The following is an 18,055-nucleotide window of genomic DNA, read 5'->3' as shown; positions in this document are numbered from 1 at the left end:
GTGTCCCTTCAGCGCTTGAGCCGGGCGGAGTCCTTGGGGTTGATGCTCACCTTCGCCCAGATGAAGCCCAGGTTGCCCCAGTCCTGGACCTCCTTGACGGTGACGTGCTGCCCGACGCCGAGGGCGCCCAGGGGCTTGCCGTACGCCGCCGGCTCTCCCGTCGCGGGCTCGTCCCTCAGGAGCGAGGGGACGGTGCTCTCCAGCGTGCTGCCCACGAACTGCTGCGGCGACAAGGACCACTCCGTCTGGGAGGGCTTGCAGTAGAAGCAGGTGCGCCACGTGTTGGAGCCGGGCAGGTACTGGCCCAGGTAGACCCACGCGTCCTTGCGCCCATCCCCCAGGCTCGTGGCGAGGTCCGGTGTGCTCGCGTCGACCTGGGAGAAGACCTGCACGGCCGGGGCGTCGGGATTGTAGAGGCGAGCGGTGCCTTGTCGCTGCAGGGAGACCTGGTCCTCGACGAGCTGTCGGGTGATCTCCGCGGCGAGCTTCCTCGCGAGCGGGTCCTTCAGCTTCTCCATCAACGGATGGGCGTGGATGGCGACAGGGTCCTGGATGGCCCCGCTCGCGACGGTGCGCTGCGTCTGGGCCGCGCCCCGGAGGTTCTTGATGTGGCTGGCGATGAGGTTGCTCGCGCTCTCTTCCTGCCAGAGGAACTGGCCCAGCAGGCGCCCCTTGTCCTTGGGCCCCAGGGCCCAGGCCGTCATCACCTCGTCCTGGTTCTCCTCCACGCACTCGCGCTGCGCCTTGCTCGCGTCCTCCGACAGCTGCACGTCCCCGTAGTTGTAGCGGGTCTGCATCATGGGCACCTGCTTGCTCGCGAGGAGGCGACCTATCTCCGCCTTCTGGTAGTCGGCCATGTCACGCGCGAAGGCATGGCTTGCGCGCGAGAGGGCGGAGAGTGGGGTGCCGATGGCATCCACGGAGGCCTCGCGCTCGTCCAGCGACGGCGGCTTCGCGCCCGAGTCGATCTCCACGAAGAGGACGCCGCGGTCCGTGAGCTGCGTGAAGAGCTGGTCGATGGCGGCCCGCGCTGCGGGGTTCGTCTTCCAGCGCTCCGTGTCGGTGAGGCCCCGCAGCAGCAGGACGAAGGTGTCCAGCCCGGTGTTGTCGAAGACGCCGCCGTCGATGAGCGGCTCGCGGTGTTCCTGGGCGTCGACGACCTCGGGAAGGTCGACGACGAAGGGGAAGTTCGCGGAGGCACGGACCGCGTCGGCGAGCGCGATGTCTCCCGTCGTCGTCAGCTCGCTCGTGGAGCGCGCCTGGGCCTCCGGCTGGGTTCCGTCACTCACCAGGCGGCCGGGCAGGGGCGGCTTGCCCGTGACGATGCGGCCTCCGGTCCGAGCGCTGGCCGTGTTGATGAAGAGCAGGGGGACACTTCCGTCGTCGGGGAGGCTCGCGGGCCAGCCCAGGTAGTCCGACCAGAAGGACGCAAGCCCTCCGCCACGGCTCACCCCTGGCATCACCACGCCGCGCAGCAGGGGCGCGTTGAAGTCCACGAACATGTCATCCAGGGTGTCGCTGCTCAGCGGCCACAGTCGCTCCGCCTTCAGGCCACACGCCCCGTCCATCAGGTGGGAGGCGAGCTCCTCGCGAGGCGCGTGCTTGAGCGGAACGTCCGCGGGAACGGTCACCCCCAGGGTGCCCGCGGCCAATCGGTGGGAGAAGTGCGCGCTGGCGACGCTGCCACCGGAGACGCTGCTGATGAAGAGGACATGGTCGGCCAGCGACTGCGCGCGGCAGCGCTCCGTGGTGGCGTCGGGGGCCTTCACCTGCATCCGGCTCAGGCTCTCCAGCGTGAGCATGGCGAAGATGGCCGCTCGCGAGCCGCCACCCGCGGCGGAGACGAAGACCACGGGGCCGTCGCACATCAAGTCGAGTCTTCGATTCGCCGTGTCGACCCACCGGGTGAAGAGGGCGTCCTCACTCAGGGACTTGCCTTCGGCCAGGGGCAGGGACTGGAGGGATTCCTGCCGGTCCAGCAGCCCCACGATGACGACTCCGGAGCCCAGCAGCGCGAGGGCGAGCACGGCGCGTTGGACCACGTTCTCCACCAGGTCGAGCGCGCGCGCCGCGCACAGAATCACGAAGAGCAGATGGTAGATGGCCCAGATGGTGTAGAGCCGGAAGCTGGCCTCGGGAATCGTCGGGATGAAGAAGCCCCAGAGCAGCTCCGCCAGGAAGTACGAGCCCAGCGACATCACCAGTCCCCGCGTGACGACCTCCGCCAGGACGCGCAGCGAGGGCCTCCACGCGAGGAGCCTCGGGCCGAGCAGCCCGAGCAGGCCCACCGCCACCGTGAGCGCGGCCACGAGGCCCGGCCCCGAGTCACGTGCCTTCCACGGCGCGGGCAGCAGCCCCAGAAAACCCACGAGTCCCAGCGCGAGGCCCGCCACGACGAAGCCGCCGTACAGCAGGGCTCGCGGCGTCCGGCGCTCCGGGGCGGGGAACGCCAGGGGGAAGCGGGCCCACGCCACCAGCCTCCGACACAGCGCGAGCGTGGCCCGGCTGACGAGGTTCCGGTGCTCCATCCACCGGGGAAAGCCCTCGCGCGGAACGAAGACCCACATCGCGCTCAGGAAGAAGAAGGCGCCGAGCAGCACGACATACGCCCAGAACGTGACGGCCATCAGCGCGGAGCCGCCCGCCCGCAGCGACGCCATGCCCGGCAACTGGAGCACGATGTTGTGGACCTGCGGCAGGTTGGTCAGCGCGAGGCCCGCCGCCAGCAGCGCGATGACCGTCGCGAGCCGCTTCTCGAGATAGGTGACCCACGCGGGGGCGCGCGGTGCGTCTCGCGTCACGCCCGGCACCGTGAGCATGACGTCGTTGGTTCCGGCGGCGGCGCCCGAGGGCAGGGCGGCCCCGGCTCGTTGCTTCATCGCGTTTTGACTGCGCTGGCTCGGGCGTCGCTTGCTCATGGGCCCCCTCGGTGGACAGGCCGGGCCGTCCGATGAGTTCTGGCTAGTACGACCTGTCCAGAATATCACCGTTGCGTCTGGGAATGCGTCCCAGGGGGCGGCCGTGAGGAGGGCGGGCGACTACTCGCGTGACGATGAGCCGTCGTCAATCCGAGCCAGCTTCTGGCGCAGCGCTTCCAGCCGTCGCCGGTCGCCGTCTTCCTCGGCTGCGGGGATGGCCTCTTCCACCAGGGCATTCAACCGGTGGAGGCCGTCTCGCACGAGCGACCACTCGGCCTTCGCGTGGTGGGTCCGATGTGACAGGTACTCCACGACGCCGTTCAAGGTCTGCGGGTGGATGTTCTTCGCGCCGATGTGCTCCGTCACGCCGGTCCGGTCCAGCATGCGCTGGGTGGGCCCGAGCACGCGGGAGAGCATCAGCGTGATTTCGCGGTGCTCGAGTGATTCCTTCAGCGCGGCGAGCATGTCCGCGCCGGGCACGTCGAGGTCCGCGGTGACTTCCAGGTCCAGCAGCACGGCGTGAACGGGCGAGGTCGCGCTGTCCACCCGGCCGATGATGGCGTCCCGGAGGGACGTGGCGTTGGCGAAGAAGATGCCCTCGTTGGGGCGAATCATCAGCAGCCCGGGCACTGTGAGCGGGGCGGGATCACGCCGCACGTCCGCGAAGTCCAGCGTGCCCGGCGCGCGTCCCAGCTCGCTGACGCGGGGCTGGCTGGCGCGCCAGACGAGGAGCGCCACGGAGAGGCCCACGGAGACCAGCAGGCCCGGCAGCACCTCGAGCACGAGCACGCTGAGGAGCGCACCCGCCGCGAGGAAGAAGTCCGTGCGGCGCAGCTTGAAGAGGCGGCGCATCTCCTTGACGTCCATCATCCCCACGGTGGCCAGCACGACGATGGCGGCCAGGGTGGCCTCCGGCAGCGTGCGGAACAGCGGCGTGAAGAAGAGCGCCACCAGCGCGAGGATGGCGGCCGCGAGCAGGCTGGACATCTGCGTGCGAGCCCCCGCCGCGTCATTGGCGGCGGACTTGGACAGGCTGCATCCCACGGACAGACCGCGGAAGAGGCCAGCGCCCAGGTTCGCCGCGCCCAGGCCGATGAGCTCCTGGTTCGGGTCTATTTCATAGCGGTGCTTCGACGCGAGCACCCGGGCGGGTCCAATGGCCTCCGCGAACGCCACCAGCGCGATGCCGAACGCACCGGGCATCAGCTTCAAGAGGTCTCCCAGGCCCACGTCTGGAATGGAGGGGCCCGAAAGGCCGGAGGGAATGTCGCCCACCACCTTCACGCCCCGCCCTTGAAGGCCGAGCACCCCGACGACCACGGTGCCGAGCACCAGCACGACGAGGGACGCGGGCAGGCGCGGCAGCAGCTTGCCCAGGAGGACCAACACCGCGAGGCTCGCCACGCCGACGACGAGCGTGAGCGGGTGTGTCTGGCCCAGGTGGGTCACCAGGTTCCACAGCCGCTCGAAGAAGTTGCCGCTCGCGGCTTCGAGGCCGAGCAGCTTGGGCACCTGTTTGATGGCGATGACCAGGGCGAGACCGAAGACGAAGCCGGTGAGGACCGACTCCGAGAAGAACTGCGCGATTCGCCCGAGCTTCAGCACGCCGGCGAGGATGGAGATGAGGCCCGCGAGCATGGCCAGCGCGGCGGTGAGCGCGATGAAGCGGGGCGTACCGGAAGGCGCGAGCGCGGCCACCGTGGACGCGGAGAGCACGGCGACGGTGGCGGAGATGGCGACCACGAGCTGGCGTGACGTGCCCAGCAGGGCATAGAGCACCAAGGCCACGGGGCCCGCGTAGAAGGCCGCCTGCGGTGGCACTCCCGCGAGCTCCGCGTAGGCCATGGCCTCTGGAATCTGGAGCGCGGTGATGGTCAGCGCCGCCGCGACGTCCCGCTTGAGCGAGCTCGGCCGCCACTTGGGAAGCCAGGATAGGAATGGCAGGAAGCGTGCGACGGAGTGGGCTGCGGCGCTGTGGGGATGATGGCTCTCCGGCATGCGTGGCGCTCCGGCTGTCGTGTCCCGCACACGTTGCTGAGCGTCTGGGGGCCTGACAATCGAGGCGGGGGAAATCGAAGGACCCGATGAGGTCGACAGTCCTGTCCTTCGAGGCCGGGCGAGGGGACGAGCAAGCCTTGCGATTCGGGGCGGGTGGGGCTGGACCAGTCGTCCGCAGCGGGCGCCTTGCCACCGGTCCTCTTGGACTGTTGCGTGCGAATCAGCCTCGGCCCAGGTTGCCGGACGTGAGCCAGTCGCGCGGGCGAGGGCGCTGTCCTCGTCACGCCAGGAGAGGTGCCATCATGTTGGAGTCATCAACATCGGGACTGACGCCCCAGGAGATCCAGGACCTCGCGCGCGACGCTTATGTCTTCGGCCTGCCCCTGGTGGAGCACTACCGCCTGTTCGCCCTGGGCTTCCTGCCGGACTCACCGCAGGTCCGGCCGGCCAACCGCTTCCTGCACTTCGCTCGGCTGTTCACGCCGAAGGACCGCGACGTCGTCTCCGCGAACAACGACACGCTGTACTCGGAAGCGAACCTGGACCTGCGCGGCGAGCCCGTGGTGCTGGACACGCCCGAGCTGAGCGGACGCTACTTCTGCGTCCAACTGGTCGACATCACGACGAACAATCTGCCGTACATCGGGACGCGGGCCACGGGGACGGCCCCTCGGCGCTTCGTCATCGCGGGACCGGACTGGGACGGCGTGTTGCCGGACTCGCTCCGTGACGCGCTCGTCATCCGGTCTCCCTCGCTATTCGTGGCGGCGCTGCTGCGCATCGGCGTCAGTGGACCCGAGGACCTGTCCACGGCGGCCGCGCTCCAGCAGCGGTTCCGGCTGACGCCGCTCCATGAACTCACGAAGCAGGCGGCGCCGAAGCTGCCCGCAGTGGCGTGGCCTCCGTACTTCGACGACAAGGCGGACGCGTCGCTGAAGGCGTTCGAGTACGTCAACTTCATGATGCAGTGGCACCGGTTCGCGGATGCGGAGCAGCCCTTGCTGGCGCGCTTCGCGCGACTCGGGGTGCGGCCCGGGGCGCGCATGGATGCACAGGCGCTCTCGCCGGCCGTGCGTGACGCGATGCTGGAGGGTGTGAAGGAGGCACGCCGCGCCATCCAGCAGCGCCCCGTGCTTCATCGCGGCTGGGAGCTGCCCGACCCGAAGGTGGGCGCGTTCGGCGACGACTACCTGCTGCGGGCGCGCGTCGCCTGGAACTACATCTACGCGAATTCGGCCGAGGAGGCCGTCTATCCCATCACCCACCTGGATGGTGAGGACCGCCTGCTGGACGGAGGCCGGAGCCGGTACGTGCTTCGCTTCACCGCGGACGCGCTGCCTCCCGCGCGGTTCTTCTGGTCGCTCACGGCGTACGACAGTGAGACTCGCATGCTGGTGGAGAATCCCATCCAGCGGTACTCGATGGGGGACAGGTCTCGTGACTTGAAGAAGTCGAGCGATGGCTCGATTTCCTTCTTCCTCCAGCACGAGGCGCCCGAGCCCCACCGCGTGGCCAACTGGCTGCCCATCCCCGATGGGCGCTTCTATGTCCTCCTGCGCATCTACGGCCCCACCGAGTCGGCGATGCGAGGTGCGTATGTCCCGCCCGCGATCGATGCGCTGAGCGACTGAGCGCGTCGCCTTCCCGGCGAGGGTTGCCAACGCACGGTCCAAAGCAGTGCGCATGCCCCGCGGGGAGGGTTCCATTGCCGGGCCGCCCGCCGATGAACACCCCCTTCGGTGCCATTCCTGGCACGGAGCGGGGGCACATGCGAGCACCGAGGGCGGGTCGAGGCGGGGCGTTGGCCGTGATGCTGCTGCTGTCGGCCCCACTGCTTTCGTCCGCGGAGGAGCAGCCTCCCTCGCCGCCAGGAGGAGATGCGGATCAGCAGGAGCTGGCCAAGGCGGTGCAGAACCCGGTGGCCTCGCTCATCAGCGTGCCCCTCCAGAACAACCTGGACCTGGGGGTGGACCCTGGAGACCGGGTGCGCAACACCCTCAACATCCAGCCGGTGGTGCCGTTGCCGCTGACGCACGACTTCAACGTCATCGCGCGCCTCATCGTGCCCATTCTCTATCAACCGGACCTGGCGGAGGGGAGTGGGGGGACGTTCGGTCTGGGTGACACGTCGGCCACGTTCTTCGTGGCGCCGAAGAAGCCAGGCCTCTTCATCTGGGGGATCGGCCCGGCATTCCTGCTGCCGACGGGGACGGCGGATGCGCTGGGCACGGGGAAGTGGAGTGTCGGGCCGTCCGTGGTGGCGCTGGTTCAGCCCTCTCCCTGGTCCATTGGAGTGCTGGCGAACAACGTGTTCTCCGTGTTCGGTGACGACGAGCGGGAGACCGTCAACCAACTGCTGCTCCAGTACTTCATCAGCTACAACCTTCCGAAGGGTTGGTATGTGACGTCCGCGCCCATCCTCACGGCGAACTGGGAGGCGCCCTCGGGAGAGCAGTGGACCATTCCATTCGGCCTGGGGGCGGGCAAGGTCTTCACCGTGGGCAAGCAGGCCCTGAATGGCTCTGTGTCGGCGTACTACAACGCCATTCGGCCCGACCTGCCGGGCGCGGCCGAGTGGCAGCTGCGCGTCCAGCTCTCGTTCCTGTTCCCGCTGAACAAGAAGCACTGACGTCGAGCGGAGGAATATGTCTCTGCTGAAATCAACACCAGACTCTTCCTCTCCCGAACCCCTCCGAGCCAACGACACAGGGTTCGGGACTTGACCACGCGCTGCTCAGGGCACCATTTGTCCACTGGACCAGACCCGCACGTAGCGAGGGGCTGTGAGGTTGGAAATCCCGCCCCCGAAGAAGTAGACACGGCCAGTGCCACTCACGCTAATAACGCCCCCCCAATCGGGGCCATGGAGGCGCGAGGCCTGCGTCCAAGCCCCCAACCGATTCTCGGCCAGGAAGGGGGCCGTGAGGGTCAGTCCTCGGTCTAGGATGACGAGCATCCGCTCCTGCAGCGCCACCAGTTGGACCCGGCGTTGTCCATTCGCCCGATAGGTAACTGAGTCCCGCCATTGCGGAGTGTTTTCGGCTCTCCAATCGGGCAGGCCAACAAGCGAAGTGGAGTGGAGCGCATCCTTCTCGTCCACAACAAATAGGCGGTCGTTCCGCACCGCAGGTGTCTGGTCGTACTGGAGCGTGAAGGGCGCCTGGATGGACTCCCAGCCGACAATGCGCCCCTCGACAAACTTCGCACGCCATAGCGTGGAAGCCCCGTCGAAGAATGCCCTGTCCAGCGAGCCACCAACGACCCACAATGTTTCAGCCGTAGCCACCAACGCATGCCCTCCGCGTGGAGAGGGAAGAGGAGGCTCCGTCCTCCATGGGCCTAGAGTGCCGTCCTCCAGCAGGGGTGCAGAGGACACAGAGGCTACAAACCTGGACGCACCTAGAATCTCTCCGCCCGCTAGGTACAGGCGTCCCCCATGCACGGCCATGGCATGTCGGATGAGTGGCTCCGGCATTCGCCCACTCTCCTTCCACTCCCCCAGCATTCCCCTCATCAAGAGTGAAGCGGAGTAGACTCCCGGAACAACGGCGTTCTGGGAGTCGGAGCCAGGCACGCGGCGAAGTCCTCCCGACACGAACACACGGCCTGGGGTGCTGGCGGCAGCGTGATAGTAGAGGTCGAAGGGCAAATCAGTCTCCGCCCGCCATGGCTCAAGGCCCCCCTCCGCGGGCCACGGCTTCGCATCAGGTCCCCGCTCAGGGCATCCGAACCCCAGGCCAGAGCACATGCAGAGAGGGAGCATCCGGCGGCCAGTGTCACTGTCATGGACGAGGCGCTGCTCGCAGGTCTCTCCCTTGGAGCAGACGTTGTCATCACAGACGCGGTGACAGCGCTGGTCGCCATTCTGGGGACCTTCGCAAGGCCCATCACTGCACATGTGGTCGTACACTGTGAAATCGCAGGCCTCGCCATAGTCGCATCCCCCCACGGGATCCTTTCGGCAGGAGCGGAAAGAAGATGGCCGAGGGTCGGCGGGAGGCACCTCGTCCGTGCGTCCGGCCGCGCTCTGTACTTGGGAGAAACGCCCTTCCTGTCGCAGCCCTGCGGTAGACCGCTCCCCACCAGTGCCAACGTGGCGCGTAGCGACAACCCCCCAAACCGCCATCACGAACAGCACAGCTACCGCCCCGAGGCAACGAACGAGAGTACGACGCTTGTGAGCTGGTCCATGAAGGTTGGTGTCTTTCGCCATTGCCGCCCGACCTTCGCACGAACGGCTCGGACGACTCCCACAGGAATGACACCCAAGCTCCGCCAGCCCCCTCCCCATCGACGGCGACTCAGCGCATTGACCGATTGACGGTTTCCATTCTGGCAGGCCCCACGTGTCGAGGTACACCTCCTCGTACTTGAAGCTGCGCCACAGTCGCTCGACGAAGACGTCGTCCAGGCAGCGACCCTTTCCGTCCATGCTGATCCGCACGTCATGGCGCTGGAGCACCACCAACCAGTCCCGGTCGGTGAACTGGGAACCCTGGTCGGTGTTGAAGATGCTCGGGGGCCCATGGTGGCGGGTGGTCCGAAAATCGGGGTCCCCTTCAGCATGCTCCAGGGCGGGCGAGCCTTGACCCACAGCCTCGCGCTTGATTGAACGCCGTGACCATGCGCCTCCGAGAGTGCATCGCGCTTCTGCTTGTTCTTTCAGCCTGCGCTACGTCGGCGCCGAGCCGGGAATCGCCAACAGCGCGGAACCCGAGGCTCGCCAACCTCCAGCGGGCAGCGGAGTTGCCGTGGAGGGACGGGGGCCGGTGCGTCGTCCGTGAGGCTTCCCAGCCTTGGCCCGCGCTCGCGGAGCGGTGCTTCGCAGCCCTTGACCACGACCGGATCCGGTTCGCGGACCGGACGGGACGTTGTGCCGTTGCCTCGGCGGGTGCGGTGACCCTGGGAGTCGGACTCTGTCTTCTGGCGGCACCGGAGATCGTCGTAGGCACGGTGATCGTCGTTGGCGTGGTGGTCGTGGGAGTCGCCATCAAGGAAGCGCTGGATGCGTATGAATGGAGAGGAAGCAGTTCGGAGGAGGTAGATCGCGCGCCCCAAACAAAGGACGCAGCGGAGCCTTCAGCGAATCAAGAACCCAAGCCCCAGCCATCAGGGCAGGACTGGTTCCCTCCAGGACCGACCGAGCCAGTGGAGCGCGAGCGCCGCCCTGAGTGCAGGCCCGTCCCGGTACGACACTTGGGCGGCAACGCCCCACACAACCAATGCGCTGACAAGATTCCGAACAACAGCTTCCGTGGCTGGGATGTGCTTGTCAATGGGAAGAACTTCGACGGACTGGTGCTCGCCACCCGTACGCTGTGGGATGTCAAAACGGATGACTTTGAAAAACAGCCACCTCGCTCACAAAGGTTCTTTGTCAGGATGAAACTGCCTGAGCTGAGGCGCGAAGCCAAGCTCGCCAGGGAGTGCGGGTACGACTTCATCATTGGAGTGCGAAGCGCCGCGCATAGAACCGTGCTGTTCGACGAAGACCCCACCCTCAGGGTTGTTGTCATGGATTGGTGTTGAAATGACGGTCGCTCAAAGAACCCTCATTGTTATCGTCCACGCGCCTGCGCTCAAGGACCATGACGACCGCCCGACCGCGGTTGTCCATGCAATGGAACGTGCGCTGCCCGGCTTGCGCTTGGGGTGGACGATGTCGGAAAAGGAAGGCCTCATCGCAGTGCCCCAGCGCGACGAGTGGATTGCGGCCAACATCAAAGACGGAGGGTTTCCGTTCCTCTGCAACGATGATGATAACCACCCCGTGACGGTTGCCGGACTGGAAAACCCAAACGGTCTTGCCGCAGGAAGTCCGCCGCATTTCGAAATCCATGCGGACCTGCCACTCGACGCAGCCGGCATCGCGGGGGCTGTCGATGTGCTTGCAGGTGTAGCGGAGGGCTCTCGCGCGGTTTGGGGGCATGCGACGCCGAACGGCTATGGTGGGATCGTGGCGCAACAGTTCCGCCACCCCGGCGATGAGCTGCAGGCTCCGCCCCACGGGCTGCCGTCGCTCAGGCTCCCATGGGACAGGTCCATGCCTGAGATTCCGCACTTTCTCGGGTGGCTGAACTACTGGTCTGCCGCTGCCGCACAGGCCATCGGGTTCCCGGACCCCGGGCGGGATTCCAAGCTGCTGTCGCGGGCGCGGCACACGGCATCGGGCGGATGGGTCGTGCAACTCACGGACGCGCCGCTTGACCTGGACAACCCCGCCCACCTGGACGCGCTCCTGCGGGCCTATGAGAGGTTCCCGGAGATCGGCGGACGTGCAGCGCCCTGACCCGATTCATGGGCCTGGGACGCCGCGCCGGCCGTGCGAAAGAGACGCGCTGCGCGGGCTTCGCGTCGCCGCGCCCGTCCGCCGCCGACCTGAATGCTCCGTCAGCCCTGGGGAAACACCTGGTTCCAGTCCGAGCGCATGCTCACCACCGTCCACCCGTCCTTCCCTGCGACATCCAGTGCCCGGTCCAGTCGTCCCGTCTTCGCCTCGCGGTCATACGCGTACTCCCGCTCCGCGTCGTCGTGGTGGAGCAGCAAGCGCAGCCGAGGTCCATCTCCCGAGCCCGCGTACTGCAGCATCTGGAGATCCCCGTCCGAGTTGCCGAACGCCAGCACCGGCCGCTTCCCGATGTGCAGGTGGATGTTGATGGGCTTGCCCTCGCCATCGTCGAGGCTGGTGAGGCCAGGCAGCTTCACCAGCACGGGCTGGCCGTCCCGCAGGTCGAAGTGTGTCTTCCCGCTGCTCCCAATCACATGCGACGAGGGGATGCCGTACGTCTCCTCGCTGAACGCCCGCAGGAAGTCGATGCCTCCACCCGAGACGATGTGCAGGTCGAACCCATGCGTCCGCAGGAGGTCCAGCAGCTCCAGCATTGGCTGGTAGATGCAGTGGGTGAAGGGTCGCTGGAAGCGCGGATGCTTCGCGGTCGCCAGCCACGCCTTCGCCGTCCGGGAGAATTCCCCCGTGGTCATCCCCGCGTGTGTCGCCGCGATGAGCGCCGCGGCGTCATGCTCCGTGAGCTTGCGCAGCGCCTCCTCGTCCCCCTCGATGAGCGCCTGGAAGGGTTGTTGCTTCCGCCACTCCGGATGCGCGGGTGCCAGCTCCCGGACCCGGTCCACGACGAAGTGGGCCTGCACGTACATGGGCTGCTCCGACCAGAGCGTGCCGTCGTTGTCGAAGACCGCGACCCGGTCCTCCGGCCGAACGAAGCTGGACGCCCCGTCCGTGGTCACCGCATCGACGAAGTCCAGCAGCGCCCTGCGCGCCGCGCCGTCATTCCAGGAGGGAAGGGGAGCGCTCATGGCGTTCTCTCAGCCCATCAGGGCGAACATGTAGCAGATGAGGGTGAGCAGCAGGTTCGAGATGGCGAACGTCACCGGATAGCCGATCGCCGGGACGATGCTCTTCGACGCCTCCTGTGCGGCCCTCATGCCGGCGCTGTTGCAGCGCGCTCCGGCGATGGCGCCCATCAACACGGCGCTGTTCATCTTGAAGATGTACTGGCCCACCATCCACCCGACGATGGGAGGAACGAAGGCCGCGATGGAGCCGATGATGAGCGTGGGCGCCAGCAGACCGCCCGCGATGGCGTGCGCCACACCCGCTCCCGAGTTCAACCCCAGGATGGCGATGAAGACGTTCAGCCCGACATCCTCGAGCAGCTGACGCGCGGACTCCGGGAACGGACCGCCGAGCGCCGGGTTGTGCGTTCGCAAGATGCTCAACCCGATGCTGACGACGAGCAGCCCCACCGCGGAGCCCAGGCTGAACTGGATGCCGAACATGGGGACCGTGATGGCGCCCAGCAGCGCACCCGCGGCGAGCCCCAGGCCCAACGTGATGATGTCCGTGGACAGGCTGGGCTTCACCGGCGGCCCCAGCACCTTGCCCAGCTCCGCCACCCGCTTGGGGCTGCCAGTGATGCGCAGCACGTCACCCTTGTTGACCGCCTGGTCCTGGCTCACCGGAAGCTGGTCACCCGCCCGGAAGAGCGCGTTGAGGTAGATGCCTTGGCCCATCCGCAGCGCCAGCTCCCCCAGCGTCTTCCCGATGACGTCCTTGTTGTGGACGATGAACTCCACCGTGTCGAACTTCACGTTCCGCAGCTTCGAGTCGTCCACCTCCGGCCCGATGCGCGGCCCGCCCGCCAGGAGCAGCGAGACGGGGCCGAGCATCGCCACCTCGTCACCGCGACTGAGCACCAGGTCCGGCGGCGGGTTGTAGACGCGCCCCTTGTGGTAGATGCGCTCGATGGCGACCCGCGGATGCGCATGGTCCAGGTCCGCCACCGTGCGCCCCTCCAGCGCCGGGTTCTCCACCCGGAAGACCCGCAGGTCCAACGGCATGTAGCCCCGGATGAACGAGTCCGCGGTGCCCGGCAGCGGCGCGGAGTCCTCGCCCGCCAGCTCCTTCTCCATCGCCTTGCCGTCCGCCACCGCGTCCTTGCCGAACATCTTCGGCATCACCGACATCAACACGGTGAAGACAACCATGCTGATGCAGTAGAGGAACGCGTAGGACGTGGTGAGGTTGCCCGGTGCCTGGCGCGCCGCTTCCCCGGACAGGGCCGCGGAGCCACTGGCCAGCGCCGCCTGCGCCGCGCCGAACCCCGGGGTGGCCGTGTTCGCACCCGAGAGGATACCCGCCAGCAACCCCGGCGCCAGGTGCGTGAAGAAGCGCGACGCATAGACGAGCGCCGACGACAGCAGCGGCACCAGCAGCGCCAGGATGATGAGGTGCTTGCCCTCCCGGTGGATACCGCCGAGGAACTGGGGCCCCACCTTCATGCCGATGGCGAAGATGAAGAGATTGAAGAACACCGTGCTGGTGAACTCCGGCAGGGTGTACTCGATGTTGAAGGACTGGAAGGCCCAGAAGCTGACGATGAGGGCGAGAAGCAAGGTCGCGGCCGTGGAGCCCATGCCCACGCCCTTCACCTTCACCTCCCCGAGCGCGTAACCCACGGCCACGACGAGGAACAGCAGGATGAAGGGCTGACGGCGCAGGTAGTCCAGGATGGCGCCGAAGACGCCGTGGGGATGCGGCTGCATGGCAGGCGGCGGCTGTCCCTGTGCGAAGGCGATGACAGCCAGCCCGACGACGGCGGCTCCTGCGAGAATGGCGGCATGGCGCGCTTGGCTTCTCATGCGAGCGTCCCTCCAGATATCAATCCAGGGTAGTGCGTGGCCCTCCTCTCAGGAGGAGCCCCGCGGGGAGAGGCGGGCGTGGAATCGTGCGCCCGCCCCGGGAGGCCGCCGGGGCCTCCGGGGCGTCATGGCGCGGGCCTCAGAAGCGGACGCCCAGGTTGATGGGCAGGTACTGGCCGTTCGCCCGTCGCGAGCCCGTCGGCGTGTCGTACTCAGGGCCGAAGATGTAGTGGTAGCGCGCTTCCAGATAGACGCGCATCGGGCCGTAGACGCGATAGGAGACGCCCACGCCGCCGTTCAACCCGAAGTCCGTCGTGCTGCGCGAGCCGATGACGGTGTCCACCGGGACGACGTCGCTGGTGCAGAAGAGCAACCACGGGTCGCAGACCGGGACGAGCGCCGCGCCGGCGAACTGGGTGAGCTCCACCTTGCGATAGTACAGGCCCGGGCCACCGGTGATGTAGAGACCGAGCCGTCCTTTCGGCGCGACGCCGATGAGCAGGTTGAGATCTCCGTACTGCATGATGTGGTCGCCGGAGAGGCTGGTGTCCGCCAGCAGGCCCTCTTTCACGTCGTAGTCGCTGTACTGGTATTCCGCGTGGAGGCTGATGCGCTCGGTGAGGTGATAGCCCGCGCCGAGCAGGAAGCCCCAGCCCTCCTTGAACCGGCTGTTGGTTTCAAAGAGTGGGAAGACGACGCCCACGCCCAGGTTGAACGTGAAGCTGCCAGCCACGGGTGGCTCCTGTTCGATGAAGTCCTCCTTGGATTCGGCCGCCTGTCTCAACGCACCTCCCAGGGCGGGCGGAGCGGTGAGCAGCGTGGTCAGCATCAGGGACATGACGAAGAACCGAGACATGAGACGTCCTCCTGACTGAGTCGGGTGAAGCTGGGGACGTGGCCGCGCGCGGGCCCGGAGCGCTTCGGGCTCGTCGCTCCCTCACGTGGGGCTTGTCCGTCGTCCTTCAAGCAGAAGCCCCGCCGGGCGCCTGCCCCTCCCCGGAAGCCCATGCGGACGATTCACGAGCGACGCACCGTCAGAGCGCGGGTTCCCACCGGAGCGAGACGAGACGATGAAGCTCACGGCGACAGACGGATGGCGGAGCGCGCGGCGGTTCGTTCCGGGCCTGAGCTGGGTGCGGGGCTATCAGAAGTCCTGGCTGCGTCCGGACCTGCTCTCCGCGCTGACCATTGGCGCCATGCTGGTGCCACAAGGGCTGGCCTACGCGCAGATCGTCGGCGTCAGGCCTGTCGCCGGGTTGTACGCGGGCGCCATCGCCATGCTGGCCTATGCGCTGTTCGGGCCCTCCCGACACATGCTCCTCGGACCGGAGGCGGGTGCCGCCATCATCGCCGCGAGCGCGCTGGCGGGGGTCGCGGGCACGGACCCCGCCCGCTACGCCTCGCTCGCCGCGCTCCTGGCGCTGATGGTGGGCCTCATCAGCCTGGCGGCCGGGCTGTTCAAGACGGGCGCGCTCGCGGACTTCCTCTCCAAACCCATCCTCATCGGCTACACCAACGGCGCGGCGCTCATCATCATCGGCAGCCAGCTGGCGCGGATGTTCGGCCTGGAGCGCAAGGCCAACGACTTTCCGGGGCAGGTGTTGGAGGTGGGGCAGAACCTGGGAAAGACGCATCTGCCCACGCTGCTGCTCGGGCTGGGAATCATCGTCGTCCTCGTGCTCCTGCGGCGCTTCCTGCCGAAGCTGCCCGGACCGCTGATCCTCGTGGTGCTCACCACCGTGGCCGCGGAGGTGTTCCAGCTCCATCACGGAGGGGTGAAGGTCGTCGGGCCCGTCGCCGCCGCACCGCCGTCCCTGGGCCTGCCCTCGGTGGGCTTCTCCGATGTCCGGGTCCTGCTCCCGGCCGCGCTGAGCCTCGCGCTGGTCAACTACGCCGGCTCCGTGCTCACCGGCCGCCTCTACGCGGACAAGCACCGGTACCACCTGGACGGCAATCAGGAGTTCCTCGGGCAGGCGGCCGCGAACCTGGCCAATGCCTTCACGCAGGGGTTCCCGGTGACAGGGAGCGACTCGCGCACCGCGGTCAATGACGCCATGGGCGGCAAGTCACAGCTGGTGGGGGTCGTCGCCGCCGTGCTGGTCACCGTGTTCGCGCTCTTCCTCACGCCGCTGCTCAAGAACCTCCCGCTGGTGACGCTCGGGGGCATCGTCATCGTCGCGGCGGTGTACCTGATGGATGTGGCCGCCGTCATCGCGCTGTGGCGCGTGCGGCGCGTGGAAGCGGTGCTCGCGGTGGTGACGACGCTCGGCGTGTTGGTGCTGGGCATCCTCCAGGGCATCCTCATCGCCGTGGCGCTGGCCCTGGGCGACCTCATCCGTCGCGCGGCGCATCCGCACGACGCCGTCCTGGGCGAGCGTGAAGGCGTGCCCGGCTGGCACGACGTCAGCCGACACACGGGCACGCACACGATTCCGGGCCTCCTCGTCTATCGCTTCGACGCGCCCATGTTCTTCGCCAATGCCCGCCACCTCCGGGAGCAGCTTCGCGCGCTGGTCGCTCGGGCGAAGCCCCCCGTGAAGGAAGTCGTGTTGGACGCGAGCGCGGTGTTCGACCTGGACGTCACCGCCGCCGACGGCCTGGAGAAGCTGCGCCGCGAACTGGAGGCCCAGGGCATCGTCCTGGTCATCGCGGATGCGAACGCGCCGCTGCGCGGGATGTTGCGGCGCACGGGGATGATGGAGCGGCTGGGCGAGGAGAACGTCTATCTCACCGTCGAGGCCGCCGTGGCCCGCTTCCAGAAACGCGGACCAGGCACGAGCGCCGGGTCCGAGCCACCTTCGCCCCCCGCCTCCCACTGACGCGCGGCTCAGCGGGGCCTTGATTGGTTGCCCGCTTGGAGCGCGCTGAAGGGCTGCCCGCCTGGCCCGGGGCTTCTTATCTAGAAGAGGGCATGTGGACTCCTCCCTCCCATCCCGCCTTCCCCCTGCGTGAGAAGCACCCGGCGCAGCAGGGAGACGGACGCGGCGGACTGCCTCCTCGACGTGAACAGTTGCTGCAGGCCCGCATCAAGGACCTGTCGCTGCGACTGGCGGGGACGCCACTGGAGCGGCACATCGACCAGCTTTACGCGGAGCTGGAGTCGCGAGGCATCTCCTTCAAGCCCCAGTGCTACCTGTCCGACGAGTGGGGCTGTCCTTCCGGCGTGCCCGTCATCGGCGTGCCGTTCTACCTGGCGGACCCGGACCTGCACTCCATCGAGGCGGAGCTGGGCGGCGGCGTGGAGACGGAAGGGGAGATCCTCATGTACCTGCGCCACGAGGCCGGGCACGCCTTCAACTACGCCCACCAGCTCTACGAGACGGAGGAGTGGCGCAAGCAGTTCGGCGACTACTCGCGACCGTACCGCGACGACTACAAGGCGCGGCCCTTCTCGCGGCGCTACGTCCACCACATCGCGGGCTGGTACGCGCAGAAGCACCCGGACGAGGACTTCGCGGAGACCTTCGCGGTGTGGCTCACGCCGGACAGCGACTGGCGCAAGCGCTACCAGGGCTGGGGCGCGCTGCGGAAGCTCCAGTACGTGGAGGACACGGTGGGGCGGCTGGGCCGTACGCCACCGCGCGTGCAGTTGGCCCAGCCGGACCTGACGACAGAGGAGATGGAGGGCACGGTCCTCGACCACTATCGGCAGCGGGAGCTGGACCAGAAGGTGGACCTGGAGCTGCGCGACGCGTTCGACCAGTTCCTGGAGGACATCTTCGAGGGGCCCGGCGTGGCGCCGGTGCGCGCGGAGACGTTGGTTCGCGCCGAGCGGCAGCGGCTCTTGTCGAGCGTGAGCCACTACACGGGGGTCAGTCCCAGCGTGGTGCGGGCGCTGCTGGACCACCTGGGGGACAGGACCGCGTCGCTGGGGCTCACGCTGCACCCGGATGACAGCAGGGAGGCCGCGCTGCGCATCGCCTCGCTCGTGACGGCCCTGGCGATGAATCACCTCTACACCGACCGCTTCTTCGAGGAGTGAA

General features: G+C 67.7%; 11 protein-coding genes and 1 pseudogene. 6 read left to right on the top strand and 6 right to left on the bottom strand.

Translation table 11 applies throughout. From position 1 onward, the window contains the following. Window positions 1–8 precede the first annotated feature (8 nt). Window positions 9–2,918: a patatin-like phospholipase family protein gene (locus tag HUA75_RS34135; protein ID WP_174488760.1), complete on the bottom strand. Its 2,910-nt coding sequence runs from the start codon at window positions 2,916–2,918 to the stop codon at window positions 9–11. Between the two features lie 120 nt (window positions 2,919–3,038). Then, a complete protein-coding gene (locus tag HUA75_RS34130; RefSeq protein ID WP_174488759.1) occupies window positions 3,039–4,916 on the bottom strand; it encodes a SulP family inorganic anion transporter in 1,878 nt (625 codons plus the stop codon). Between the two features lie 302 nt (window positions 4,917–5,218). Here HUA75_RS34130 and HUA75_RS34125 point away from each other — a divergent pair, with 302 nt between their 5' ends. Both HUA75_RS34125 and HUA75_RS34120 read left to right on the top strand, forming a co-directional pair. Then, a complete protein-coding gene (locus HUA75_RS34125; RefSeq protein ID WP_174488758.1) occupies window positions 5,219–6,547 on the top strand; it encodes a DUF1254 domain-containing protein in 1,329 nt (442 codons plus the stop codon). Between the two features lie 137 nt (window positions 6,548–6,684). After that, on the top strand, window positions 6,685–7,545 hold the full coding sequence (locus HUA75_RS34120) for a neuromedin U (RefSeq protein ID WP_174488757.1): 861 nt from the start codon (window positions 6,685–6,687) through the stop codon (window positions 7,543–7,545). A 1,713-nt stretch (window positions 7,546–9,258) separates the two neighbouring features. Here the strand turns inward: HUA75_RS34120 and HUA75_RS47155 are convergent. After that, window positions 9,259–9,444 (bottom strand): annotated as a pseudogene (locus HUA75_RS47155) (IS3 family transposase); the annotation flags it as partial. A gap of 95 nt (window positions 9,445–9,539) precedes the next feature. Between HUA75_RS47155 and HUA75_RS34115 the strand changes: the two are divergent. After that, window positions 9,540–10,445, top strand: coding sequence for a DUF6310 domain-containing protein (locus tag HUA75_RS34115; protein ID WP_174488756.1), 906 nt, complete (start codon window positions 9,540–9,542; stop codon window positions 10,443–10,445). A gap of 1 nt (window position 10,446) precedes the next feature. Continuing rightward, a complete protein-coding gene (locus HUA75_RS34110) occupies window positions 10,447–11,205 on the top strand; it encodes a DUF5953 family protein (protein WP_174488755.1) in 759 nt (252 codons plus the stop codon). A 101-nt stretch (window positions 11,206–11,306) separates the two neighbouring features. On the opposite strand, the gene HUA75_RS34105 is transcribed toward HUA75_RS34110, so the two are convergent. The 3 genes from HUA75_RS34105 to HUA75_RS34095 all read right to left on the bottom strand — a co-directional run bounded on the left by HUA75_RS34105 (window position 11,307) and on the right by HUA75_RS34095 (window position 14,928). After that, entirely contained in the window at window positions 11,307–12,227 is a 921-nt protein-coding gene (locus tag HUA75_RS34105) for an HAD family phosphatase (RefSeq protein ID WP_174488754.1), read from the bottom strand. 9 nt (window positions 12,228–12,236) lie between these two features. Then, a complete protein-coding gene (locus HUA75_RS34100; protein WP_141642312.1) occupies window positions 12,237–14,072 on the bottom strand; it encodes an aspartate:alanine exchanger family transporter in 1,836 nt (611 codons plus the stop codon). A gap of 139 nt (window positions 14,073–14,211) precedes the next feature. After that, window positions 14,212–14,928 carry an outer membrane beta-barrel protein gene (locus HUA75_RS34095; protein WP_141642313.1) on the bottom strand — a complete coding sequence of 239 codons (717 nt, stop codon included), beginning with the start codon at window positions 14,926–14,928 and terminating at the stop codon, window positions 14,212–14,214. 214 nt (window positions 14,929–15,142) lie between these two features. Here HUA75_RS34095 and HUA75_RS34090 point away from each other — a divergent pair, with 214 nt between their 5' ends. Beyond that, entirely contained in the window at window positions 15,143–16,891 is a 1,749-nt protein-coding gene (locus HUA75_RS34090; RefSeq protein ID WP_174488753.1) for a SulP family inorganic anion transporter, read from the top strand. 92 nt (window positions 16,892–16,983) lie between these two features. Beyond that, window positions 16,984–18,054, top strand: coding sequence for a putative zinc-binding metallopeptidase (locus HUA75_RS34085; protein ID WP_141642315.1), 1,071 nt, complete (start codon window positions 16,984–16,986; stop codon window positions 18,052–18,054). Window position 18,055 lies beyond the last annotated feature (1 nt).

It is taken from the genome of Myxococcus sp. CA040A, from assembly GCF_013336725.1.
In the GTDB taxonomy this organism is placed as follows: Bacteria; Myxococcota; Myxococcia; order Myxococcales; family Myxococcaceae; genus Myxococcus; species Myxococcus llanfairpwllgwyngyllgogerychwyrndrobwllllantysiliogogogochensis.
Note: the sequence above shows the minus strand (reverse complement) of the source record. Positions and strands in the feature narration are given on the sequence as shown.